The sequence below is a fragment of the Methylocaldum sp. 14B genome (genome assembly GCF_002005105.1).
Lineage (GTDB): Bacteria > Pseudomonadota > Gammaproteobacteria > Methylococcales > Methylococcaceae > Methylocaldum.
In genome coordinates this window covers 71,309-91,465 of record NZ_MSCV01000001.1, presented here as the reverse complement: position 1 = coordinate 91,465, position 20,157 = coordinate 71,309, and the positions used below count along the sequence as shown (strand labels likewise).

Below are 20,157 nucleotides of genomic sequence, written 5' to 3'. Positions count from 1 at the left end.
CAGCGGCGGAAAACCGAGCAAGTGAAGTCTATACGGCCTAAGGACAGTTCCGGCCGACGGGAAGCATCGCCGACCATCCGCGGTACCGGGGCCGCAACCAGCCGGGCGGCCGAGTCCTTTCTTCCCGATTTTTGCAGCCTCTCGACCGCCCTGATGCTAGTCGTTTCGGCCGAATTACTGGCTTTCGTTCTGACGCTCGCCGATTCGTCGTCCGATTACGGCTTCTGGTCCGACCTGGGGCTGCGCTCGCTATTCATCGTCTGGATCGCGCTGACCAGCGGAGTCGTCCTTTGCAGTATTCGCTCGCGGCTCGCCCGACTAGACGCCCTCTGGTGCGGAGTGGCGACCTTCTCCGTCATCCAGACCGCGACATTTCTGATTGCCTGGCTAGGCCATGACGGCCCGTTGAATCCGGGACATGCCATTTCCTTTGAAAACCTCGACGGTGTCTATTATTTGAAAATTCTCGGGGCCAGCAGTCTCATTACGGCGGCCTGGCTGCGCTACCTCTATATCCAATCGCGCTGGCGTCTGCAAATCCGGGCCGAAGGTGAAGCCCGGCTCGATGCACTACAGGCGCGGATGCGCCCCCACTTTCTGTTCAATAGTCTCAACACCATCGCCAGCCTCACTCGGAACGATCCGAAAATGGCGGAAGAACTTCTGCTGGATTTGGCCGAGTTGTTCCGCGCGGTACTCAAGAAAGAGACCAAATGGGTGGCGCTGAAAGACGAAGTGGGCCTGACTTGCCAATATCTCAACATCGAGCGGCAGCGTCTCGGCGAACGTCTGCGCATCGACTGGCGTCTGAAGGACGCTCCGGAGGACGCACTGATCCCTCCCCTGAGCATTCAGCCGCTGGTGGAAAATGCGATTTATCACGGCGTCGAGCCGTCTCAGAGTGGCGGCAAAGTGGAGATCGGCGGTCAACTCACGAAACGGCATCTCGTTCTGACGGTAAAAAACACTCTGCCGGAAGCGGATGCGCGCCGCTCGCGCCAAGGTGCAAGGATAGCTCTGGCCAATCTCCGCGCTCGTCTCGAAGCCTGTTTTCCGGGCGAGGCGCGTCTCCTCACCAGCGTGGTCGACAATTGCTACCAAGTTCGAATCGTCTTTCCTTATCTTCCGAAGAATCATGAAAATCCTGATCGCCGACGATGAGGCGCCGGCTCGAAGCCGTTTGCGGGATTTGCTCGGCGAGATCGACTCGTCATTGATCGTCGTCGGAGAAGCGGCCGACGGCGAACAGGCCTTGAGGCTCGCCGCTCAGATCCAGCCGGATGCGGTTCTGCTGGATATCCGAATGCCGTGGATCGACGGCATCGGAACCGCACGCGAACTCGCCCGATTGCCTCAGCCGCCGGCCGTGGTCTTTACGACGGCTTACGACGAACATGCATTGGAGGCATTCGAGGTCAGCGCGGTCGATTATCTCCTCAAGCCGGTGCGAAAGGACCGTCTGGCCGCCGCCTTGCGAAGGGCGGAACGATTTACCGAAACCGCGTGGAATAAACTCGAGACCGCCCTACCTGCCGGACAATCGACCCGTAGCCATTTATGCATCCACAGCCATGGCGACATACGATTGATTCCGGTCGACACGGTGCTTTATTTCCGCGCCGAGCAAAAATATACGACGGTGAGGACCCCCGACGGAGAAACCTTGATCGACGATTCGTTGAAGTCTTTGGAAGAAGAATTCGGAAAGAGCTTCATTCGGATTCACCGCAACGCCTTGGTGGCAATCGACCATATCGTCGCACTGGAAAAATCGTCCTCCGGCGGCACGGCGCTTCGTCTGCGCGGCATCCCCGAGACCTTGGAAATAAGCCGTCGGCACCAGCCTTCCGTAAGAAGCCAGCTAAAACAACTCGCTACGATTGGTGAGGACGGCTGATTTGATACAATGGCTTAATTTACGCACGGTCGATACTGATGCCACAACGTATACGCATCGCCACCCGCAAAAGCGCCCTGGCCGTATGGCAGGCGGAACACGTCGCGGCGCGCCTGAGGGCCGCATGCCCCGATATCGAAGTCGAATTGGTGAAAATGGTCACGCGCGGCGACAAATTGCTCGACGCCCCGCTGGCCAAGGTGGGCGGCAAAGGTTTGTTCGTGAAGGAACTGGAGGAGGGGCTGCTGGCAGAAACGGCCGATCTGGCCGTCCACTCCATGAAAGACGTGCCGGCGGAACTGCCCGACGGCCTGCATCTCGCCGCCATTCTGCCGCGCGAGGATCCCCGCGACGCTTTTGTTTCCCTGCGTTACCCGTCCTTCGATGTGCTGCCTCCGCACGCGAAGATCGGTACCTCCAGCCTTCGCCGGCAATGCCAGATCAAGGTCCGTCTCCCCGAATGCGAAACGCTCAATCTTCGGGGCAATGTCGACACCCGCCTAAATAAGCTCGAGACCGAGCAGTACGACGCCATCATCCTTGCTGCAGCGGGATTGAAACGGCTCGGCCTGAGCCATCGGATTACGGAAATACTTTCGACTGAGACCAGCCTCCCCGCGGTCGGCCAAGGCGCCATCGGCATCGAATGCCGCCGGGATGACATTTGGCTGAACGAGTGTCTAAAAGCATTGCACCACGAGGAAACGGCTATCTGCGTCACGGCAGAGCGAGCGCTCAACGAGCGCCTGAACGGTGGCTGCCAGGTGCCCATTGCCGGATACGCGGAATTGTCCGGGGAACATCTGAGACTGCGTGGGCTGGTCGGCACGCCTGACGGAAGATCACTGATTCAAGGCGAAATCGAAGGTTCTTACGCCGATCCGCAGGACTTAGGGATAGCCTTGGCCGAAGATTTATTATCGCGCGGGGCCGATCGCATCCTGAACGCACTCTATGCCTGACATGGCAAGCTCGACGAATGCCCCTCTAGCCGGCATAGGCATATTGGTCACCCGACCGCGGGAACAAGCCGATGGCCTGTGCGCTCTAATTGAAGCCGCCGGCGGCCATGCAATGAGGCTGCCGTTGCTGGAAATCGTCGCTGTCGGCGATCCTACCGCAGCGGCGGAACTTTTATCGCGGCAAGACCGGTGGGATTGGTTGATATTCGCGAGCCCCAACGCCGTCCGCTTCACTCTGGCGATTCACGGCGGGTCGTTCAATCCGCCGCGGCCGGCGCGAATCGCGGCTATCGGCCAGACTACTGCGGAAGCGCTGACCAAGGCCGGAATTCGGGTAGACCTGATACCTAAACCGCAGTTTAATAGCGAGTCGCTCTTGGCGTCGCCGGAAATGACTGATGTATCCGGCAAATCGATATTGATCGTCCGGGGCGAAGGCGGACGGGAGCATCTTGCGCAAACACTCAGGGCTCGTGGTGCGGAAGTTGCTTACGCGGAAGTTTATCGCAGAATTCTTCCCGCGACGGATATCGGTTATTGGATTGACCTGAGGCGCCAAGGCGGTATCGACATTGTAACCATCACCAGCGGAGAGGCTTTGAATAATCTTACGCAGCTCTTGGGCGAGGCCATACACGAGTTCGCCGAGCATACCCCGCTCGTGGTGATCGGCTCGCGCGTCGAAAAACTGGCTCGCGATCAAGGCTGGCGTCATGTGATCAGTGCGGAGCCGGCCTGCGATCAAGCCATAGCGGAGACGATAATTCGTCATGTCGAAACGAAGAGAACCGCTCAAGACCGCCCGGCCAGCCGATAATCGGCCCGCTGATTTCGAGTCCTTTCTCCAATAAAAGCTATTAAGGTTCAATACTACGGGGATACAGCATTGGTTGACGTAAATAACGAATTGATGTCGGCCACCGGCCAGCCCGCCAATGGAGCGGAAACCGAGGCCGTAAAGACATCTGCCGCCCCCCCCAAGAAATCCCGCAGCTTCGCGTGGATCGGTTATCTCATCTTGCTCGGCATACTGGGTCTTACCGCCGGGGGCTGGTACTTTCTTCAAGAGCTACGCTCCAAGCAGGAAGGTCTGGGCGGCCAATTGACCAGCAAGGACCAGCAAATCATGGAGTTCACGCGGCAGTTGAGCGCGATGCAATCCGAGATGGCCACACTGCACTCCCAGCTCGCCACCCTTCAATCCCAGGTGACGACGGAGGATTCAAAATTCGAGCGGCTGATCGGCGATCAGTCCGCCCAGCTCAACGAGAGATTGAACCTGACGCGGAACGAACTGAATGAATCGGTTCAGCGCATCCAACGACAGCTCAACAAGACCCGTGGCGATTTGTTGGTAGCGGACGCCGAGTACCTTCTGAGCATCGCCAACCAAAAACTTCACCTGATCGGCGACGTGAAAGCCGTAATTGCTGCCATGGAGGCCGCGGACCAGCGCCTGCACGACAGCGGCGATCCGGCGGTGTTCAAAGTCCGGGAAGCGTTGGCCGAGGAAATCGAAACTCTCCGGCGGCTCAACGCTCCGGATATCGTAGGACTTTCCTCCAGACTGCTGGCTCTTGAAAGCAAGGCCAAGGATATTCCCCTGTTCTTACCCCATGCGGGCAAAGTCAGCGAACACGACGACACCCCCGAAACGGCCGAACCCGCCGCGGGGGCTGAAGGTGAAGGGCCGCTCGGTTCCGCGCTGGACAATATCAAGGACCTGGTAACGATACGCCGCACCGATCGGCCGGTAAATGCCGTTCTCCATCCGGAACAGGCGGAGGCGCTACGTCAAGTTCTGCTGCTCAAGCTGGAAACGGGCCGAGCGGCGCTCCTCCGAGGCGACGAAGAGATGTACAAAGCCAATCTGGCCTCCGCGCGCGAGTGGCTGAACGAGCACTTCGATCCCGACGCGAAAAAAACCCAGGAGGTCGCCGCGGAAATCAGCGCACTGGCGGACCAGCCGATTCGCATGCCATTCCCGGATATCAGCAAGTCGTTAACTCTCTTGCGGAACATCGAAAAGCTACGTCTGGAAGCCGAGCAGGCCGAGACGAAGGCCACTGGGGAAAGGCAATCCGGCGAGGCACAACCTGCGGGAGCACAGCCGTGAAAAAAGCCTTCATCTATGTGCTGATCGCCGTCTCGATCGCCGTCGGAGTGGGCTTTTTCGTTCACCGCCGATTGATCGCCGGCGACGCGGGCTATGTCATCATCGGCTACGATCGCTGGGTGCTGGAATCCTCGCTACTCGTGATCCTGGTCACTTTGATCGTCGCTTTCGTTCTGTTCTACTTTTTGGTCCGCGTCGTCTTGCAGGCGATGAGCATTCCCAAAGTCCTCAAAAAGCGCGGTGGCGAACTTCGAAACAAGCGTTCCCAGGAAGCCTTGATCACAGGGCTCATCGAAACGGCCGAGGGCAATTGGGAGAAGGCGGAGCGGAATCTGATCCGCCATGCCGCAGACAGCGGCGCGCCGCTCATCAACTATCTGACCGCCGCACGGGCCGCACATGCACGAGGCGCCGTCGAACAGCGGGACGAATATTTGAAGCTGGCCCGTGAAATCGCGCCCGAGTCGGAGCTAGCGGTCGGCCTGACCCGCGCGGAATTGCAGTTGTCCAACAAGCAATTCGAGGAAGCGTTGGAGTCTCTGACTCATCTGAACAAGATCGCCCCGAGCCACGCCGCTGTCTTGAGGCTGACTCACCAAGCCTATGCCCAAATGGAAGATTGGGAAAGTTTGCGCAGCCTGCTTCCCGCCTTGCACAAGAACAAGGTTTTGATGGAAGCGGAGGTCAAACTGCTCGAAACGGAAACCTACAGCGCTCTGATCAGACAAAAATCCGAATCTCGCGACGTTACCGCCTTGCGGGAGGTTTGGGCGACCGTTCCCGAGCACATTCGCGCATCCACGGGAATTCAGTCCCTCTATTTCGCCGCCATGATCGAAGCCGGTGCCGGCGAGGAAATCGAGGACGAGCTGCGCCGCGCTCTCGGCGACGAGTGGGACGAGACCCTTCTAGTTCTCTACGGTTGCATCCAGCTATCCGACCGGGAAAAGCAGCTCAAGCATGCGGAAACCTGGCTGGGACCGCATCCGAAAGATGCCGTTCTGTTCAGGGTACTGGGCAAACTCGCCATCCACTGCAAGCTTTGGAATAAGGCCAAAGACTACCTGGAAAAAAGCCTCAACGTGGAACCCAGCGTCGAAGCCTACCAGCTCTTGGGTGACGTGCTGCATCAGCAAAACGACTTCGCCGCCGCCTGCCATTACTATCGCAACGGATTGATGTTCGCTTCCAGCGAAGTGGTCGCTCAGATCGAGCAGAATCCGTCCGGGGAGGCTATGGAGCCGGTGGAGGAAGAGCTTGTTTCGAGCGCGGCTCAGTAAAAGAGATGTGTTTTGCGACCAACAGAGCAGCCATCCGGATTCCCCCCGTTGAGACACACGCATCTTGCTGCTTCGTAGAGTATACACAAGCGCGGCATGCTATTGTTCCGGCCGTTTAGTGGAATCCTGTTTTGTGCGGCTTTCCGCTTTCCAATGATGGCCGGTATAGGATGGGCTGGGCCTGCGAAGAACGATGCGTGTCCTGAGCCCTGTCGAAGCTGGTATAGGGCGGAGTAGCGTACTCGCGTATTCCGCCGCATGGGGAGCCGTCCCATTCGGCGCATTACGCTAAAGCTAATGCGCCCTACACCAAGGTGCCCTAAGCGATCTGCAAGATGGGCGTAAGGAAGTGTACCCCATAGTCGGTACATCGAACTAGAATGTGCTCTACGATACGAATCGATATCTCTTGACCATCGCCTGCTCCCCCCGACATGGAAAACGTCATGAACGACATTCGAGTTGCGAATTGGTCCGAGCTGATGCGGGCTCTGTACGACATCCCGAAAAATGCTCTTCAACGTTATCGATCGGATCTCGTCTACCGAGGCTTGGCCGACGCCTCTTGGGGACTCGAAAACAGCCTGTTGCGGCTCGGGGGTGATTACATCAACGTCGAGAAGCCGATGTTGCGGGGCTTCCGGAAATATGCGGAGCCCGGATCCATACCGGCGGAAACGCTCTGGGTGCAGTTGGCCGTTGCTCAGCACTACGGCTTACCGACCCGCCTTCTGGATTGGACCATTTCGCCTAAGGTCGCGGTGCATTTTGCCACTGCCGAGGAGCAATATTACGACCGGGATGCTGCGATCTGGTGCATCAATGTCGTCGAGGCCCGATCCCTGTTGCCGGAAAAGCTTCGCGAAGTGCTCAACCGCGAATCCGCATTTTTGTTCTCGGTCGAAATGCTGGAATTCATCCAGTCTCTAGACGAATTCGACCGCTTGGCCGAGAATGGCCGCTTCGTGCTGTTCTTCGAGCCGCCGTCGCTGGACGCCCGCATCGTCAACCAAGGCGCGATCATGTCGGCAATGCCCGGCGCAACCTTGGTCCTCAGCGAATTTCTTTTGAATCATCCAGCCCTTTATTACCGCATCATCATCCCGAAAGAAATTAAATGGGAAGTACGGGACAAACTCGATCAGGACAACGTCACCGAACGGATGCTCTTCCCCGGCCTCGACGGGTTGAGTCGATGGTTGAAACGCTATTACGGACCGGGTCCCTGCCGTACGCACTAAACGGACAGCCGGCTTAAGCATCGCGTTTACAGCCTTACATCAAGCCTTTAATCGCTGACGCCTTACTTGTTTTCACAATCCAGACCAACCGTGTCTCAGCCAGCAATTCTGTTCGATGGCGTCGGAAAAAAATTTCGCCGGTCACTGAAAGCCGATCTGCTCTATGGCTTCCAAGACGCATCCCGGAGCATGCTCCGCCTGAAACCGTTGGAGCGTTTGCGAAGCGAAGAGTTTTGGGCGTTACGCGATGTCTCCTTTGCCGGACGGGTCGGCGAATGCATCGGAATCATCGGCCCCAATGGAGCCGGAAAGAGCACGCTGCTGAAACTGGTGAATCGGGATTACCGGCCCGATCGAGGCCGCATAGCCATGCGCGGTAAGATCAAGTCCTTGATCCGCCTAGGCACGGGGCTTCAGCCCATGCTGACCGGCCGGGAAAACATTTATATCCAGTGTGCGCAACTGGGACTCGACAAACGGGAAACCGACGCCAAACTGGACGACATCGTAGCCTTTGCCGGACTGGAAAAGTCGATCGACGCGCCGGTCAAGCATTATTCCGACGGCATGTACGCACGACTCGAATTCTCGATCGCCACCTGCGTCCCGACCGATGTCCTGCTCGTCGATGAAGTCCTGGCCGTTGGCGACGTCGCCTTCCAGTTGCGTTGCCTGGAGCGGCTCAACAGCCTTAAATACAACGGGACGACGATTCTGTTCGTATCCCACTCGGAAATGAATATTCGGCATGTAGCCGACCGCTGCCTGCTCCTCTTCGATGGCGAGGCGCTGGCGTTCGGGGAAACCGACCAGCTGTTTCTCAAGTATTACGAATCGATAGGCTATCTCAATCGGCAACTCAAGCCGTTGGAAAACGCTCCCGAGATGCCGGCGGATTTTACCGGAGCGGCTTCGATACGAACGTTAGCAGTCAAAGGACAGGAAAACACGGACAGCGTGAAGGTTTTCACCGGGCAATCCGTGGATTTTGAACTGAGCTATGCTGCCGCGGTACCGGTGGAATCCGCCGGCTTAGTGCTCCAATTTTGGACCCAGACCGGCATATTGCTCGCTTCCATCTATTCCGAAATGGAGGGCAACCGGGGTTCACTTAAACCGGCTGGCGGACAGTTACGGCTAACGTTGCCGTTCCTGTCGCTGACGCCCGGAATTTACCGCGTCGCGGGCGGCTTCGCCTCGGCCGGAGGCTGGCTCGGCTATTGCGGGAGTCTGCTGACGCTGACCGTCACCCAGAAAGACGAGCGAGCTTACGAAGGACTATTTGTGATGAATGCGACAGTCTCGGGTGCGGATGGGATGGGCTAGTACAATTTTCGCCGCAGCGGTGCGAATTGAGAACTCGGCACGCCCCCCAGAAGTCAGGCCAAAATAAGTCGTAGGTCGGCAATCCTGTGCCGACAAACCTGCTGTCGACCTGCGGCTTACATCCAAAATGCACACATAGCCCGCAACAAGGGATTGCCGACCTACCTCCGGTGCGGCCTCTCAGGCAGCGACCGCCAACTGATCGGGCAATTCGACTTCCATCGCGATGGGCAGGTGATCCGAGCAGGCAAAATTGATCACCTGGACATTCGTCACTTGAAGACTCGGCGTTACCAAAATGTGATCGAGCATTTTATGCGGGCGCCAGCTCGGAAATGTCTTCAACTCACACATCGGGTCGCAGAGCTCGGTTGCGGAAGTTAAAAGATTGAGCTCCGGCGAATTCGGCTCGCAGTTCAGGTCTCCCATCAAAACGACATACGACAGATCGCGGATCAATTCGCTGATAAACGCGATCTGCTTGAGCCGGGCACGCCTGCTCAACGCCAGATGCAGAATACACAGATATAACGCATCGTCGCCCACCGCCCCGAAGCGGGCCAGCAAGGCGCCCCGACCGGGCAGGCCAGGGAGCTTATAGTCATGAATGAAGTCGGGCTTGATGCGGCTCAACAGCCCATTGCTGTGCAGGGCCAGATTGCCGATGCGTCGGTTGACCTGGTTGTGCCAATAGGCAAAACCGGCGGTTTCCGCGAGATATTGGGTTTGAACGATGTGATGGCTGCGTGCGCCGCCGCCGTCGACTTCCTGAAGACCAACGATATCGAAAGGCTTGAGAAGATGAGCGATTCGAATCAGATTCGGAAGTCTCTTCTGAGAGGGCCAGATGTGCCGCCAGCTTCCGGTGATATAGTCCCTATAACTGGACGTTGTGATGCCCGTTTGAATATTGAAACTTGCGAATCTGACACGCCGCTTGTTAATCGGCGCGGTAGCCTCCAAAGAACTCGCAACAGCCCGAGATGTCATGACAGTACTAAGTGACACGATACCCCCAACCTGCTCGCCGGTAACCCCGGCTGCATAATGTTGATTCTTTCATGTAAACACAATTATTGGGCACCCTTTGCCCCACTGGATTCCTTTTCGATTAAATCGTTCATAATAGCGATCATCCGAGGAAACGATTTGGCCTGCTGAGGAGCGATTCGGTATTTCCCGTTGACAATGACGTTGGGCGTTCCCGTCACACCGTAGCGCGCCGCCATGGTTTCGGCCTGCCTCATCTTCGTATCCACGGCAAACGATTTATAGGCCTTGCGAAAATCGCCGTCGGCGACGCCATGGTCGGCGAAGAACTTGGCCAACTCCGTCTCGCTCTCCAGAGCTTGCTTCTTGTTTTGGATGGCGTCGTACAAATCGGCATGGACCTTATCGAGTACCCCGAGCGCTTCGGCCGTATAGTATGCCTTGGCGTGAGCCGCCCAGCGTGCATTGAAAACGGCAGGTTGTCGAATAAAAACCACGTTATCCGGCTTCTTCTTCAGCCAGGCATTTAAATCCGGTTCGAAGTGATAGCAGTGGGGGCAGCCATACCAGAAGAACTCCATGACCTCGACCTTGGAGGGATCGACAGTTGTTTGCGGCGGATTCACCAACTCGTAATCGACGCCTTGTTTGAACTCCTCCGCCTTAGCCGCTCCAAAAGCCGTAGCCGAAAACAACACCAAGCAAGCCAGCAAACTCAACGCCGATTTCATTAAACAAGCTCCGCTCTGAAATGATCCGAACCGCAAAAATGATCGAGAATCGAGCCGAACTTTCGCCCGGACTCGCCCAATGGTAGGGATTTTAAACCGAAAACCATAAAAAATGTGCCGACAATACCGAAAAATGAGCGATTTCGACTGGCGGATCTCATCGTAATCCCGACGTATAACTGGACACAGCGGTAATTTCTTCGTCGCTCAACTTAGCCGCGATCGCGCGCATGATAGAATTTGCATCGTTGGCTCGAGCACCTGCCTTGAAATCACTCAAAGTCTTTTCGAGATAAGCGGCGTACTGGGCGCGCAGAGCAGGAAATTTCGCGGACGGATTGCCGGCGCCGTCCGGGCCATGGCAACCGGCGCAAGCCGGAACGCCGGACGAGGCATTGCCGGTGCGGTAAATCGTCTCTCCTAGCGGATTAGGCGCCTCTGCCTTTTCCAGCGTGGTCTTTTGCTGGGCATAGTAAGCGCTGATGTCGTCTATATCCGCGTCGGACAGAGGCTCAGCCATCGCGGTCATGGTCGGATTGGCTCTTTTCTCGCTTTTGAATTCGTGCAACTGCTTCGCAAGATATGAAGCATGCTGACCGGCCAACTTGGGAAATATAGGCGCATTGCTGTTTCCGTCGTCACCATGGCAACCGGCACAGGGCTCCGATTTTTCCTTTCCTGCCGCCGCATTTCCTTGAGCATAAGCGAGGGAATGACCACTCAACAAAATGAAACAAACCCATAATGCACACTTCCCCATCATTGACTCCTCGCTCTGGCAAACCAAATAAAGTTCTCTCACGCCGACCTGCGGCTCGTTTTTTAGAGCGCCAATCAAATACAGGTAGACTACAAAAGTCAACAGCTTTCCCGATTCGATTCTCATGAAAACCGCTTATCAAAATACCCGGTACCTGACGAGTGCGCCGAGCGTAAAAAATGCGCCGCCGGACGAAGGCTTCGAAATCGCCTTCGCGGGCCGCTCCAACGCCGGAAAATCGAGCGCGATCAATGTCATCACGCAGCAGAAATCGCTGGCGCGGGTCAGCAAAACGCCGGGGCGGACCCAGATGCTCAATTTTTTCCAAGTGGACGGTCAGAGACGATTGGTCGATCTCCCCGGCTACGGCTATGCCCAGGTACCCGAGGCGATCCAGAAGAACTGGCGCCAGGCTCTGGAGTCTTATTTCAGCGAGCGCCGATCATTACGCGGGGTATTTCTGGTGATGGACATCCGCCATCCTCTGACGCCTTTCGATCACCGCATGATCGAGTGGTGCCATCACTGGAAGCTTCCGCTGCACATCGCCTTGACCAAGGCGGACAAACTCAGCCGGGGGGCTGCGCTCCAAACCTTGCGCAAGGTTGAAGCCGAATTGAACGCGCAAGAGGGATTAACGGTCAGCCTTCAGCTCTTTTCGGCACTCAAGCGGTTTGGATTGGAGGAAGCCTGGTCCGTGTTGGACCGCTGGCTGGAGATACCTCAATCGCAAGAGGCCAAAGCCCCATAAAAAGAAAAAGCTCCGAGGCAAATGGGGGGACATACCTCGGAGCGAAGTCCCGGCTTGGGGGGGATGCCGGGCGAATGACACTACTCAAAGGGAGGAGATGAGTAGTTCGCGTCGTTCCTGACACTTAATCGTTGTGACCGCCCCTATGGATAAAAGTTCAACCGCTTTGTCATGAGCTCTCACTTTTCGGGAGACGATGCGCCTCGTTTCGGACGCTAAAAGGTCTGGCGAAGCAGCAGACGCAGTTCCTTCAAGCTGCGGGAATTCAGCACGTCACGGGACTCCAGCCAGCCGCGTCGGGCCTGTCCGACGGCGTAGCGCAGATTCCTGAAGTCCAGGGTGCTGTGCGCGTCGGAGTTGAGACTGATCAGCACACCCTCGTCCTTGGCTAATTTGCAATGAGTATCGGCAAGATCGAGGCGCTCCGGATTAGCGTTGAGCTCGAGAAAACACCTTCGCTCTCTGGCCTTGCGGATGATGCGAAGCATGTCGACATCATAGGGCTCTCGGCGACCGATCAATCGCCCGGAGGGATGCGCCAGAATGGTGAAATAGGGATGATCCATCGCGCGAAGAATCCGCTCGGTCTGTTTGTTCCGGGGCAGATCGAATCGGCTGTGTACCGCACCGACGACGATATCGAGCCGGCTGAGCACATCGTCCGGCAAATCCAGATCGCCATCCTCCAATATGTCTACTTCGATGCCCTTGAGGAGAACGATGCCGTCCAGGGTTTCGTTCAGCCGATCGACCTCGTCCATATGCTTGAGCAAGCGGATCGGATCCAGCCCATGGGCTACCGTCAGCCGGCGGGAATGCTCGGTGATGGCGAGATATTCCAGGCCATGGCTTCTCGCGGCTTCAGCCATCTCCGGGATAGTATTGTGACCGTCCGATGCTTTGGTATGGGCGTGAAGATCGCCCTTGAGATCGGACAGTTCGACCAGCTTCGGCAAACGACCCGCTCGGGCCGCTTCGATTTCGCCCCGATCTTCCCGCAATTCCGCCGGGATAAAGGGCAATCCCACAGCGGCAAAGACCGATTCTTCGGTATCGCCCGCAACCCGCTCGTCGCCTCGAAACACCCCGTATTCGTTGATTTTTAGGCCCCTCTCCTGCCCCAAATGCCGAATGGCGATGTTATGCGCTTTGCCGCCGGTGAAATAATGCAGAGCCGCGCCGTAGCTTTCCGCCGGAACCACTCTGAAATCCACTTGCAGTCCGCCGCGCAGCAACACACTGGCGCGCGTGGGACCTTGTGACAAAACCTCCGCAACGTCCTCGTACTCGACGAAACGCTGCATTACGGGGCTTCCCGATTCCGCCGCCGCCAAGATGTCGAGATCGCCCACCGTCTCCTTGGCACGGCGATAGCTGCCGGCAATCACAACCCGCTCGACGCCGGGAACCCCGTTCAAATAATCGAGCAAAGGCGCCGCGTATTGCTCGGCGGCGACGCGCGTGTAACGCCCGGCTCCGCCACCATGAGCCTCCAGCGCGTCGGCGATGTGCATCTCGGTTTTTTCACCAAAGCCGGGAAGTGCCTGTATTCGATGATCGCGTACCGCACGCCGAAGCTGAGCCAGAGTTTGAATACCGAGTTCGCGGTAGAGCGCTCTGACTCGCTTTGGACCCAATCCGGGGATTTTCAAAAGTTCCGCGATGGCCGGCGGCAGCCGTTTGTGAAGCTCGTCCAGCGTCTTGCAGTGGCCAGTGTCGACGATTTCTTTGATCTTGCCGGCCAAGTCGGCGCCGATGCCCGGCAATTCGGTCAGGTCCTCGCCCTTTTGCACCATCGCGCGAACGTCCTTGCCCAGTTCCTGGAGTATGCGGGCCGCGTTGTGATAGGCGCGGACCCGAAACACGTTCGCACCGTCGATTTCCAGAAGATCGGCGATTTCCCCGAAGATCGCGGCAATGTCGGCGTTACGGACGGGCATAGCGGGTACTCACGGATTCGGAAAGACGCGCACCAAACCGGCGGTGGCCGAGGTCGATATCAATTCGACTTCGGCGATACCGAAACGCTCCACCACCCACGCATTGGTCGAAAGATGCCGGGTCATCGGATCTACCGAAAAAACGGACTCGCCGTCGGCCAGAGCGCAAGGCAACACCAATTGATCCGCCAGATGCTCGTCCACCGAGGCATTCGTATGATGGTGCTCCAACAGTTTTGCGCAGGCATCTTCGGCGACTTGCTCCGCCGGCTTCCCCCGCTCGCCCAAGGCGCTGAAACCGGCCAGAGAACGCTCGTAGCGCGCGACGAGGAAAATCCCCGCCCCCGGACAGGCCGCCTGAACGGAAACTGCGTCGATCTCGCAAGACATGTTTTTTCGTCGCAGTATGGTCTCTGCTCGGTCCGCCATGCGTTTGACCACATGCTCGGGAAGATTGGCGGCAAGCGCCCGGCCGGAAATCTCGACGAGTTCGCCTCGATCCGGCACATTAAGAGAGTGCAGCCTCTTTCTCGTTCCTACTCCGGTTCCTCTCGTCTCCAGCAGCACTTCACCCTTTCCGACCGGGTACCAGCCGGATCGTTCCAGACTGAGTTCGGCGCGTACGCCCATGAGCTTCAAATAAGGGAGCCACACGTCATGAAGATAATCGAACGGCGGGCTCAGGGGCACGTGCGTTCCGCCCCGCAACTCGACCCGTGAGCCGCCTTCGGTCAACGCCAAAGGCAGCAGCACCGTTTGTAGTACCAGCGACACTGCTCCCGCGCTGCCGCCTTGCCTCGCTTTCGCGACATCGAAGAGATAGTCGCCGGCCTTTGGCTTTGTCCGCGGCGTGAACGTCAGAGTCCTGGAACCCAATTCGGTCCCGCTCAGCTCGGCATCGCAAAGCTTAGCCGCCGCAAACACCGCCGTCAGATGCTGGGCAGCCAATCCCGGCTTTTTCCGCCTCGCACGGATGTTTTCGATACGTACCGGACGGCCGGTAATGGTGGACAGGCAGAGCGTGGTCCTAAGAATTTGCCCGCCGCCTTCGCCGTAGGAACCGTCAATAACGATGCGATCCATGGTCTCAGTCATCTATTCCTCAAGAATTTTGATCAATAGAACGAGCGTTCATCATTGCAATGAAATACTCCTCGGTGGCTTAATTAAGATGCTAGGCAAGGCGCCGCATACTTCCCGAGACTGCCGAGCGAATGCTGCCCAGGATAGAAACCGCCGGGGCGGTGGTGGTTTATTAATCAGGCCCGTAAATACCCTCCTGGTATTTCGGGCCGCCGCCCAGGCCGGTACACGCCCGGCCTGGGCTCACGCGGCTTGTCGCCGCGCCGGGGCATCCCTGCCCCGGATTAACCCGGCCTATATTTATAGGCCGGGTTAATAAGTCTCTAGGAATGAGGGTCACCGACCGATTCGGCCCTCACCGGACAGAACCAAGGAGGATTTTCCCATGTCCACAAGAAACTTCGTTATTCCCTTCTTCGCCTGCTTGTTGATGAGCAGCCTGCCCTTCAACGCCTCCGCAGCAGCACCCAGCATGTGGTGGGATCACCTGGACGGAGGAACCATGAGTCAAGCCGATTGCGTCAACAAGGGCGAATCGATATTAAACGCCGAGAAAGCAGGCAGAATCAGCAAGGACGAGGACTCGGTCCGCTCATGGAGCGAACATATCACCGGAGTGGTTGAATGTTTGAAGACGGACGGCGGTTTGATGATCATGGTTTTGGTAGGCAGCGATAACACGGTTGCAGGCAATGCCCTGTTCAACGCGCTGAAAAACGGAATGAAGCGGTAATTTCACTTGCCGGCCTGCCCGACCGCCGGGCGGGCCGGCGGAAACACGGATACCATTCTTTTCGGCCATCGCGCCTGAAAAAAATGGTTCGCGAATGCCCGTCGAGTTCAGTAGCGCTTCCTTGAAAACGGACTCGGCGAAGCAGTCTGTCGCCCAATTTTCGCGTTACTCCGACCGCCTGTATACTGACCTCGGCTTCCCCCGGAGAACGCGTCATGCCCGACCAACTAAAGCGCTTCTACGGCAGAATCGGACTGGTCCTGCTGTTCGTCGCCGTGCTGTCCGCCTTCTTCGCTCTCGGAGGAAATCAATGGTTTAGCCTCGAATTCATCAAGGAAAATCGTGATCGGCTCATAGAATTTACCGAGCGGCATTACCTACTCATGCTGCTCGCCTCGGCATCCCTCTACGTCGCTTCGACGGCATTCAGCATTCCGGTTGGAGCGATACTGTCGCTGACGATGGGTTTGCTGTTCGGACGTTGGCTGGGCACCTTGGTGACGGTGATCGCGTCGACCCTGGGCGCTTTGCTGGTGTTTTTGGCGGCACGCTTCGTTTTTGCCGACCTTGCCCGCGCCAAATTGTCGAAGTCTCCGATGGCTACGAAAATCGTGAAAGGATTCGAGGGCGACGCTTTCCGCTATCTGCTTTTCCTGAGACTGGTTCCGCTTTTTCCGTTCTGGCTGGTCAATCTGGCGCCGGCCGTAACCAACATTACTGCCCGCACCTATTTCCTCGCCACGCTGATCGGCGTCATTCCCGGCAGTTTCGTTTACGTCAACTTGGGACAGGCTTTGGGCGAAATCAGCGACATCAAAGATATCTGGTCGCCGGAAGTGATTCTCAGCTTTACGCTCCTCGGCCTCCTGATCGTGCTTCCCGCTCTATTACGAAAAAACCACACTGAACCCGAGTAAACGACGCGGCCGCAACGATACAGCAAACGTGGTTCCACCGTCTTGACAGGGTCGGGAACTCATCGCCTTCCCGCTCTCTCGAAGGAACGAGCCATTCAACAAGCGATCGGAAAAATCCATGAACCGCGCGATCACCCTCAATTTCCATTTTGCCGTCTGGTTGTCGATCCTGGGCGGTATCGCTGTCCTCGGCAATCTCAACCTCGTCATTCCGGAAGCGGAGGGATTCTACGGCCCTATGCGGAACAACCTATTCATCGTCGTCGGCTATCTATTGATCAGCCAGATAGTGCTGTGGTACTTCCGTTATCGCCGGGGGAGCCGCATCGAAGCGCTGCTCATGGGACTCATCTTTCTTCTGACCGCAGGCGGCGTCGAGCTGTACGCCATGCTCAACGACCTGCCCATCAGCCAGATTTTCGTCTTCGCCTTGGTTTACCTGGGCGCCTCGCACATCCTGTATTATTTCGGCGAGCACATGATGGCCGAACCGCGCACGGAACGTACTTCCGAACCGAAGCGGCGGGGCTCAGGGATCTAAAAAAACTAAGGCGCGGGAGCACTCATGAATTGGCTGCTCATATGCTCCTTGAGTTCCTGACCGTCCCGGTAAATGAACAGGGCTTTAAGTCCCTCCGTTTCGGCAATCCGGGCTCCCTCGATTTCACCCACGCATAACAGAGCCGTCGACCAGGCATCCGCCAAAGTCGGATCGTCATGCAGAACGGTGACGGACAGCAGATTGTGGGTCACGGGACGACCGGTCTTCGGATCGATGATATGGGAGTAAGCTTGCCCGCCCGACTCGAAAAAGTTTCGGTACGTACCGGACGTCATCACGGCCGCGCCGTTTTCCTGATGGATGTCCAGAATGCGCTGGACCTCCCGCACCAGCGGCGTGGGCTTTTCGATAGCCACCCGCCAAGCCGCCCCGTTGGCTTTGCGCCCCTTGACCTTCATCTCGCCGCCGATTTCCGCGAGATAATTGTGAATCCCCCGGCTTTCGAGCTGATCGGCCACGGCGGCCACGGTATAGCCCTGCGCGATGGACGACAAATCGATGGTGAGTTCGGGATCCGATTTGCGGATACGCCCGTTTTCCGCATCGATTTCCAATTTGCTCATGCCCACATGAGCCAAGGTCCGGTCGATTTCGCCCTGTTCCGGCACCCGGTTTTCGTGCTTGGAAAAACCCCACAGATCGAATAAGGGCTTTACCGTAAGATCGTAGCAGCCTGCCGAGCGCTGGTTGATCTCCTTCGCGATCGCCGCCAGCCGGATGATTTCCGGAGAGACCGAAATCCAGTCGGTCGTTTTCTGCTGGTTCACTCGGGAAATTTCCGAGTCCTCGCGCCAATTCGACAGTTTTTCGTCGACCAGCTTGAACACGGCTTCGACGTCGGTCTTGACCTGTTCCGGCGCCGCCTCGACCTTATCCATCACCATCTTGATGTGGTAGGTCGTACCCTGAATCGCCCCGGAAAGCTCGGTTTCGGCCGCTCGTTCGCAGCCGGTAAAGCTTAAGATGATCAGCAGACAAGAGATGTATCGAAACGTCATGAGAAAAAACCGAATGAAACGTGCGGCCGGTGCTATGGATGAAACGGCCACACCCAGGGAATGATACTCAGCGCCACGATCCCCATCAGAATGTTCAAAGGAACGCCGAAGCGAACGAAATCGCTGAAATGATAACCGCCGGGACCGTAAACCATTAAGTTGGTCTGATAGCCGATCGGGGTAGAAAAGCCCATGGACGCCGCGACCATTACGGCAACGATGAACGGCCAAAAACTGACATCCAGTTTGTCGGCAATGGCCAAAGCCAGGGGAAACATCAATACCGCTACCGAATTATTGCTGAGCAGTTCGGTCAGCACGACGGTCAAGAAATAAAACAGCACCAGCACCAAAAGCGGATTGTCTCCGGCGAGATTCAGAAAACCCTGCGCGATTCCCGATGCCGCACCGGATACCTCCAGGGCTTTGCCGAGACCGAACGAAGCCGCTATGGCAAGCAACACCTGACCGTCCAGGCTTTTCCTGGCGGTCGGCACGGAGCAGCACCCCGTCAGCAGCATGGCGGCCGCACCGAGCAGGGCCGCTTTCAGCATGCTCAACCATTCGAAAGAAGCGCTCAGCACCACGGCGGCCAAAATCAACCAGGCCATGCCTGCACGCTCGTGACGAACCGGCAAATACTCGGATACCTGACTTATCAGAAGAAAATCGTTGGAATTCCGATGCCGCTCCAGGAAAGGCGGGCGGACATCGAGCAACAGCGTGTCCGCCGGCTCCAAGCGAATTTCGCCGATTTTACCGGAGATACGCTGACCGTTGCGCGCCACGGCGATCACCGAGCCGCCGTAGACCATGCGGAAACGGCCTTCCTTGATGGTTTTGCCTACCAGCGCGCATTGCGGCGAAACGACTACCTCCACCAATACGCGCTCGCGGTGCTTTCTGTCCTCCAGGGTAAACGACTTATCGGCCGACGGGAGCAGACCCTTGATCCGCTGCAATTCCACCACCGAATCGCTCACGCCCGCGAAAACCAGTTGATCGCCGGGCTGGAGGCGCTCGTAAGGTCCGACCGCCGCCAACACTTCATCGCCACGTTCGATTTCGACCAGATAGAGCCCTTGTAAATGGCGAAGACCGGCCTCTTCGATGGTTTTACCCACCAAGGCTCCATTGTCCTCGACCGACATTTCGACCGTATATTCCTTGGGATTTTCGAACACGGCGCTGGCGGGTTTGCGCTCGGGCAACTGCTTGGGCGCCAACAACAAAATGTAGATCATCGTGAGAATCGAACACGGAATACCAACCCAGGCGATGTCGAACAATCCTAGCCCCGGCCTATTGCTGTGCAGTAGAAGCCCGTTGACGATCAGGTTGGTGCTGGTGCCGATCAAAGTGATCGTTCCGCCGACGACCGCCGCGTAACTCAGCGGAATCAGCAGTTTCGAAGGCGAAATTTGCAGGCGCTTGGCCCAGGTGAGAACGGCAGGCAGAAAAACAGCCACCAAGGGCGTATTGTTCATGAAGGCGCTAACCGACGTGACCGGCACGATCAGCCTCAGCAACGCCCCCCGCAGGGACTTCGGACGCCCGAGCACATGCTGGACCAGCATATCGACGCCACCGGTCTCCCGGATACCGGCCACCACCACGTACATCAGCGCGACGGTAATCATGCCTTCGTTGGAAAAACCGCTCAAGGCTTGATCCGGCGTCAGTACACCGGATACGAGTAGCATCACGACTCCGCCCAGCAGTATCAGCTCAGGCGCGGCGGACGTGAAAAGCATCAAGCTTAAGCACCCCAAAACCACGCCGACCGCGAGCCAAGCTTGTCCACCCATAACCGTTTTTTTGCCTCGGGAAAGATCGTTGCCGTTGAAAAACGGCCCATTTTAGACGGGAT

The 20,157-nt window shown here is 57.2% G+C and carries 19 protein-coding genes; 12 read left to right on the top strand and 7 right to left on the bottom strand.

Features of this window, described 5'->3' with window-relative positions:
* Nucleotides 1–21 precede the first annotated feature (21 nt).
* The 8 genes from B2A78_RS00415 (at nucleotide 22) to B2A78_RS00380 (ending at nucleotide 8,822) form a co-directional block, all read left to right on the top strand.
* Complete coding sequence (locus B2A78_RS00415; RefSeq protein WP_168175307.1) at nucleotides 22–1,161, top strand: histidine kinase; 1,140 nt, start codon at nucleotides 22–24, stop codon at nucleotides 1,159–1,161.
* Complete coding sequence (locus B2A78_RS00410) at nucleotides 1,136–1,897, top strand: LytTR family DNA-binding domain-containing protein (RefSeq protein ID WP_077727921.1); 762 nt, start codon at nucleotides 1,136–1,138, stop codon at nucleotides 1,895–1,897. The genes B2A78_RS00415 and B2A78_RS00410 overlap by 26 nt, the downstream gene beginning before the upstream one ends.
* Nucleotides 1,898–1,935: 38 nt before the next feature.
* Nucleotides 1,936–2,859 (top strand): hydroxymethylbilane synthase, encoded by a 924-nt coding sequence (hemC, locus tag B2A78_RS00405; RefSeq protein ID WP_077727920.1) that lies wholly within the window; start codon nucleotides 1,936–1,938, stop codon nucleotides 2,857–2,859.
* Entirely contained in the window at nucleotides 2,852–3,676 is an 825-nt protein-coding gene (locus B2A78_RS00400) for a uroporphyrinogen-III synthase (RefSeq protein ID WP_205780629.1), read from the top strand. Before hemC ends, B2A78_RS00400 begins: the two co-directional genes overlap by 8 nt.
* Before the next feature lie 69 nt (nucleotides 3,677–3,745).
* Entirely contained in the window at nucleotides 3,746–4,975 is a 1,230-nt protein-coding gene (locus B2A78_RS00395; RefSeq protein WP_133717001.1) for a uroporphyrinogen-III C-methyltransferase, read from the top strand.
* Nucleotides 4,972–6,255 carry a heme biosynthesis HemY N-terminal domain-containing protein gene (locus B2A78_RS00390; RefSeq protein ID WP_077727917.1) on the top strand — a complete coding sequence of 428 codons (1,284 nt, stop codon included), beginning with the start codon at nucleotides 4,972–4,974 and terminating at the stop codon, nucleotides 6,253–6,255. The genes B2A78_RS00395 and B2A78_RS00390 overlap by 4 nt, the downstream gene beginning before the upstream one ends.
* A 446-nt stretch (nucleotides 6,256–6,701) precedes the next feature.
* The gene (locus B2A78_RS00385; protein ID WP_077727916.1) at nucleotides 6,702–7,496 is read left to right on the top strand and encodes an FRG domain-containing protein; all 795 of its coding nucleotides are present in this window, start codon (nucleotides 6,702–6,704) and stop codon (nucleotides 7,494–7,496) included.
* A 90-nt stretch (nucleotides 7,497–7,586) separates the two neighbouring features.
* The gene (locus tag B2A78_RS00380) at nucleotides 7,587–8,822 is read left to right on the top strand and encodes an ABC transporter ATP-binding protein (RefSeq protein WP_077727915.1); all 1,236 of its coding nucleotides are present in this window, start codon (nucleotides 7,587–7,589) and stop codon (nucleotides 8,820–8,822) included.
* A gap of 180 nt (nucleotides 8,823–9,002) precedes the next feature.
* On the opposite strand, the gene B2A78_RS00375 is transcribed toward B2A78_RS00380, so the two are convergent.
* The 3 genes from B2A78_RS00375 to B2A78_RS00365 all read right to left on the bottom strand — a co-directional run bounded on the left by B2A78_RS00375 (nucleotide 9,003) and on the right by B2A78_RS00365 (nucleotide 11,303).
* The gene (locus tag B2A78_RS00375; RefSeq protein WP_240502353.1) at nucleotides 9,003–9,830 is read right to left on the bottom strand and encodes an endonuclease/exonuclease/phosphatase family protein; all 828 of its coding nucleotides are present in this window, start codon (nucleotides 9,828–9,830) and stop codon (nucleotides 9,003–9,005) included.
* Nucleotides 9,831–9,895: 65 nt separating this feature from the next.
* Entirely contained in the window at nucleotides 9,896–10,543 is a 648-nt protein-coding gene (locus B2A78_RS00370; protein WP_077727913.1) for a thiol:disulfide interchange protein DsbA/DsbL, read from the bottom strand.
* Nucleotides 10,544–10,700: 157 nt separating this feature from the next.
* The gene (locus tag B2A78_RS00365; RefSeq protein WP_077728115.1) at nucleotides 10,701–11,303 is read right to left on the bottom strand and encodes a c-type cytochrome; all 603 of its coding nucleotides are present in this window, start codon (nucleotides 11,301–11,303) and stop codon (nucleotides 10,701–10,703) included.
* A gap of 124 nt (nucleotides 11,304–11,427) precedes the next feature.
* Between B2A78_RS00365 and yihA the strand changes: the two genes are divergently transcribed.
* A complete protein-coding gene (yihA, locus tag B2A78_RS00360; protein ID WP_077727912.1) occupies nucleotides 11,428–12,054 on the top strand; it encodes a ribosome biogenesis GTP-binding protein YihA/YsxC in 627 nt (208 codons plus the stop codon).
* Between the two features lie 215 nt (nucleotides 12,055–12,269).
* Here yihA and polX read toward each other — a convergent pair whose 3' ends face one another.
* Entirely contained in the window at nucleotides 12,270–13,994 is a 1,725-nt protein-coding gene (polX, locus tag B2A78_RS00355; RefSeq protein ID WP_077727911.1) for a DNA polymerase/3'-5' exonuclease PolX, read from the bottom strand.
* 9 nt (nucleotides 13,995–14,003) lie between these two features.
* Nucleotides 14,004–15,077, bottom strand: coding sequence for an RNA 3'-terminal phosphate cyclase (gene rtcA, locus B2A78_RS00350; protein ID WP_077727910.1), 1,074 nt, complete (start codon nucleotides 15,075–15,077; stop codon nucleotides 14,004–14,006).
* Nucleotides 15,078–15,462: 385 nt separating this feature from the next.
* Between rtcA and B2A78_RS00345 the strand changes: the two genes are divergently transcribed.
* From B2A78_RS00345 to B2A78_RS00335, 3 genes are all read left to right on the top strand, one after another.
* Complete coding sequence (locus B2A78_RS00345) at nucleotides 15,463–15,810, top strand: hypothetical protein (protein ID WP_240502352.1); 348 nt, start codon at nucleotides 15,463–15,465, stop codon at nucleotides 15,808–15,810.
* Between the two features lie 215 nt (nucleotides 15,811–16,025).
* A complete protein-coding gene (locus B2A78_RS00340; RefSeq protein ID WP_077727909.1) occupies nucleotides 16,026–16,727 on the top strand; it encodes a TVP38/TMEM64 family protein in 702 nt (233 codons plus the stop codon).
* 118 nt (nucleotides 16,728–16,845) lie between these two features.
* Nucleotides 16,846–17,268: a hypothetical protein gene (locus B2A78_RS00335; RefSeq protein ID WP_077727908.1), complete on the top strand. Its 423-nt coding sequence runs from the start codon at nucleotides 16,846–16,848 to the stop codon at nucleotides 17,266–17,268.
* Nucleotides 17,269–17,273: 5 nt separating this feature from the next.
* Here the strand turns inward: B2A78_RS00335 and B2A78_RS00330 are convergent, their stop codons facing one another.
* Nucleotides 17,274–18,287 (bottom strand): FAD:protein FMN transferase, encoded by a 1,014-nt coding sequence (locus B2A78_RS00330; RefSeq protein WP_077728113.1) that lies wholly within the window; start codon nucleotides 18,285–18,287, stop codon nucleotides 17,274–17,276.
* Nucleotides 18,288–18,319: 32 nt separating this feature from the next.
* Nucleotides 18,320–20,095 carry an SLC13 family permease gene (locus B2A78_RS00325; RefSeq protein WP_077727907.1) on the bottom strand — a complete coding sequence of 592 codons (1,776 nt, stop codon included), beginning with the start codon at nucleotides 20,093–20,095 and terminating at the stop codon, nucleotides 18,320–18,322.
* Nucleotides 20,096–20,157 lie beyond the last annotated feature (62 nt).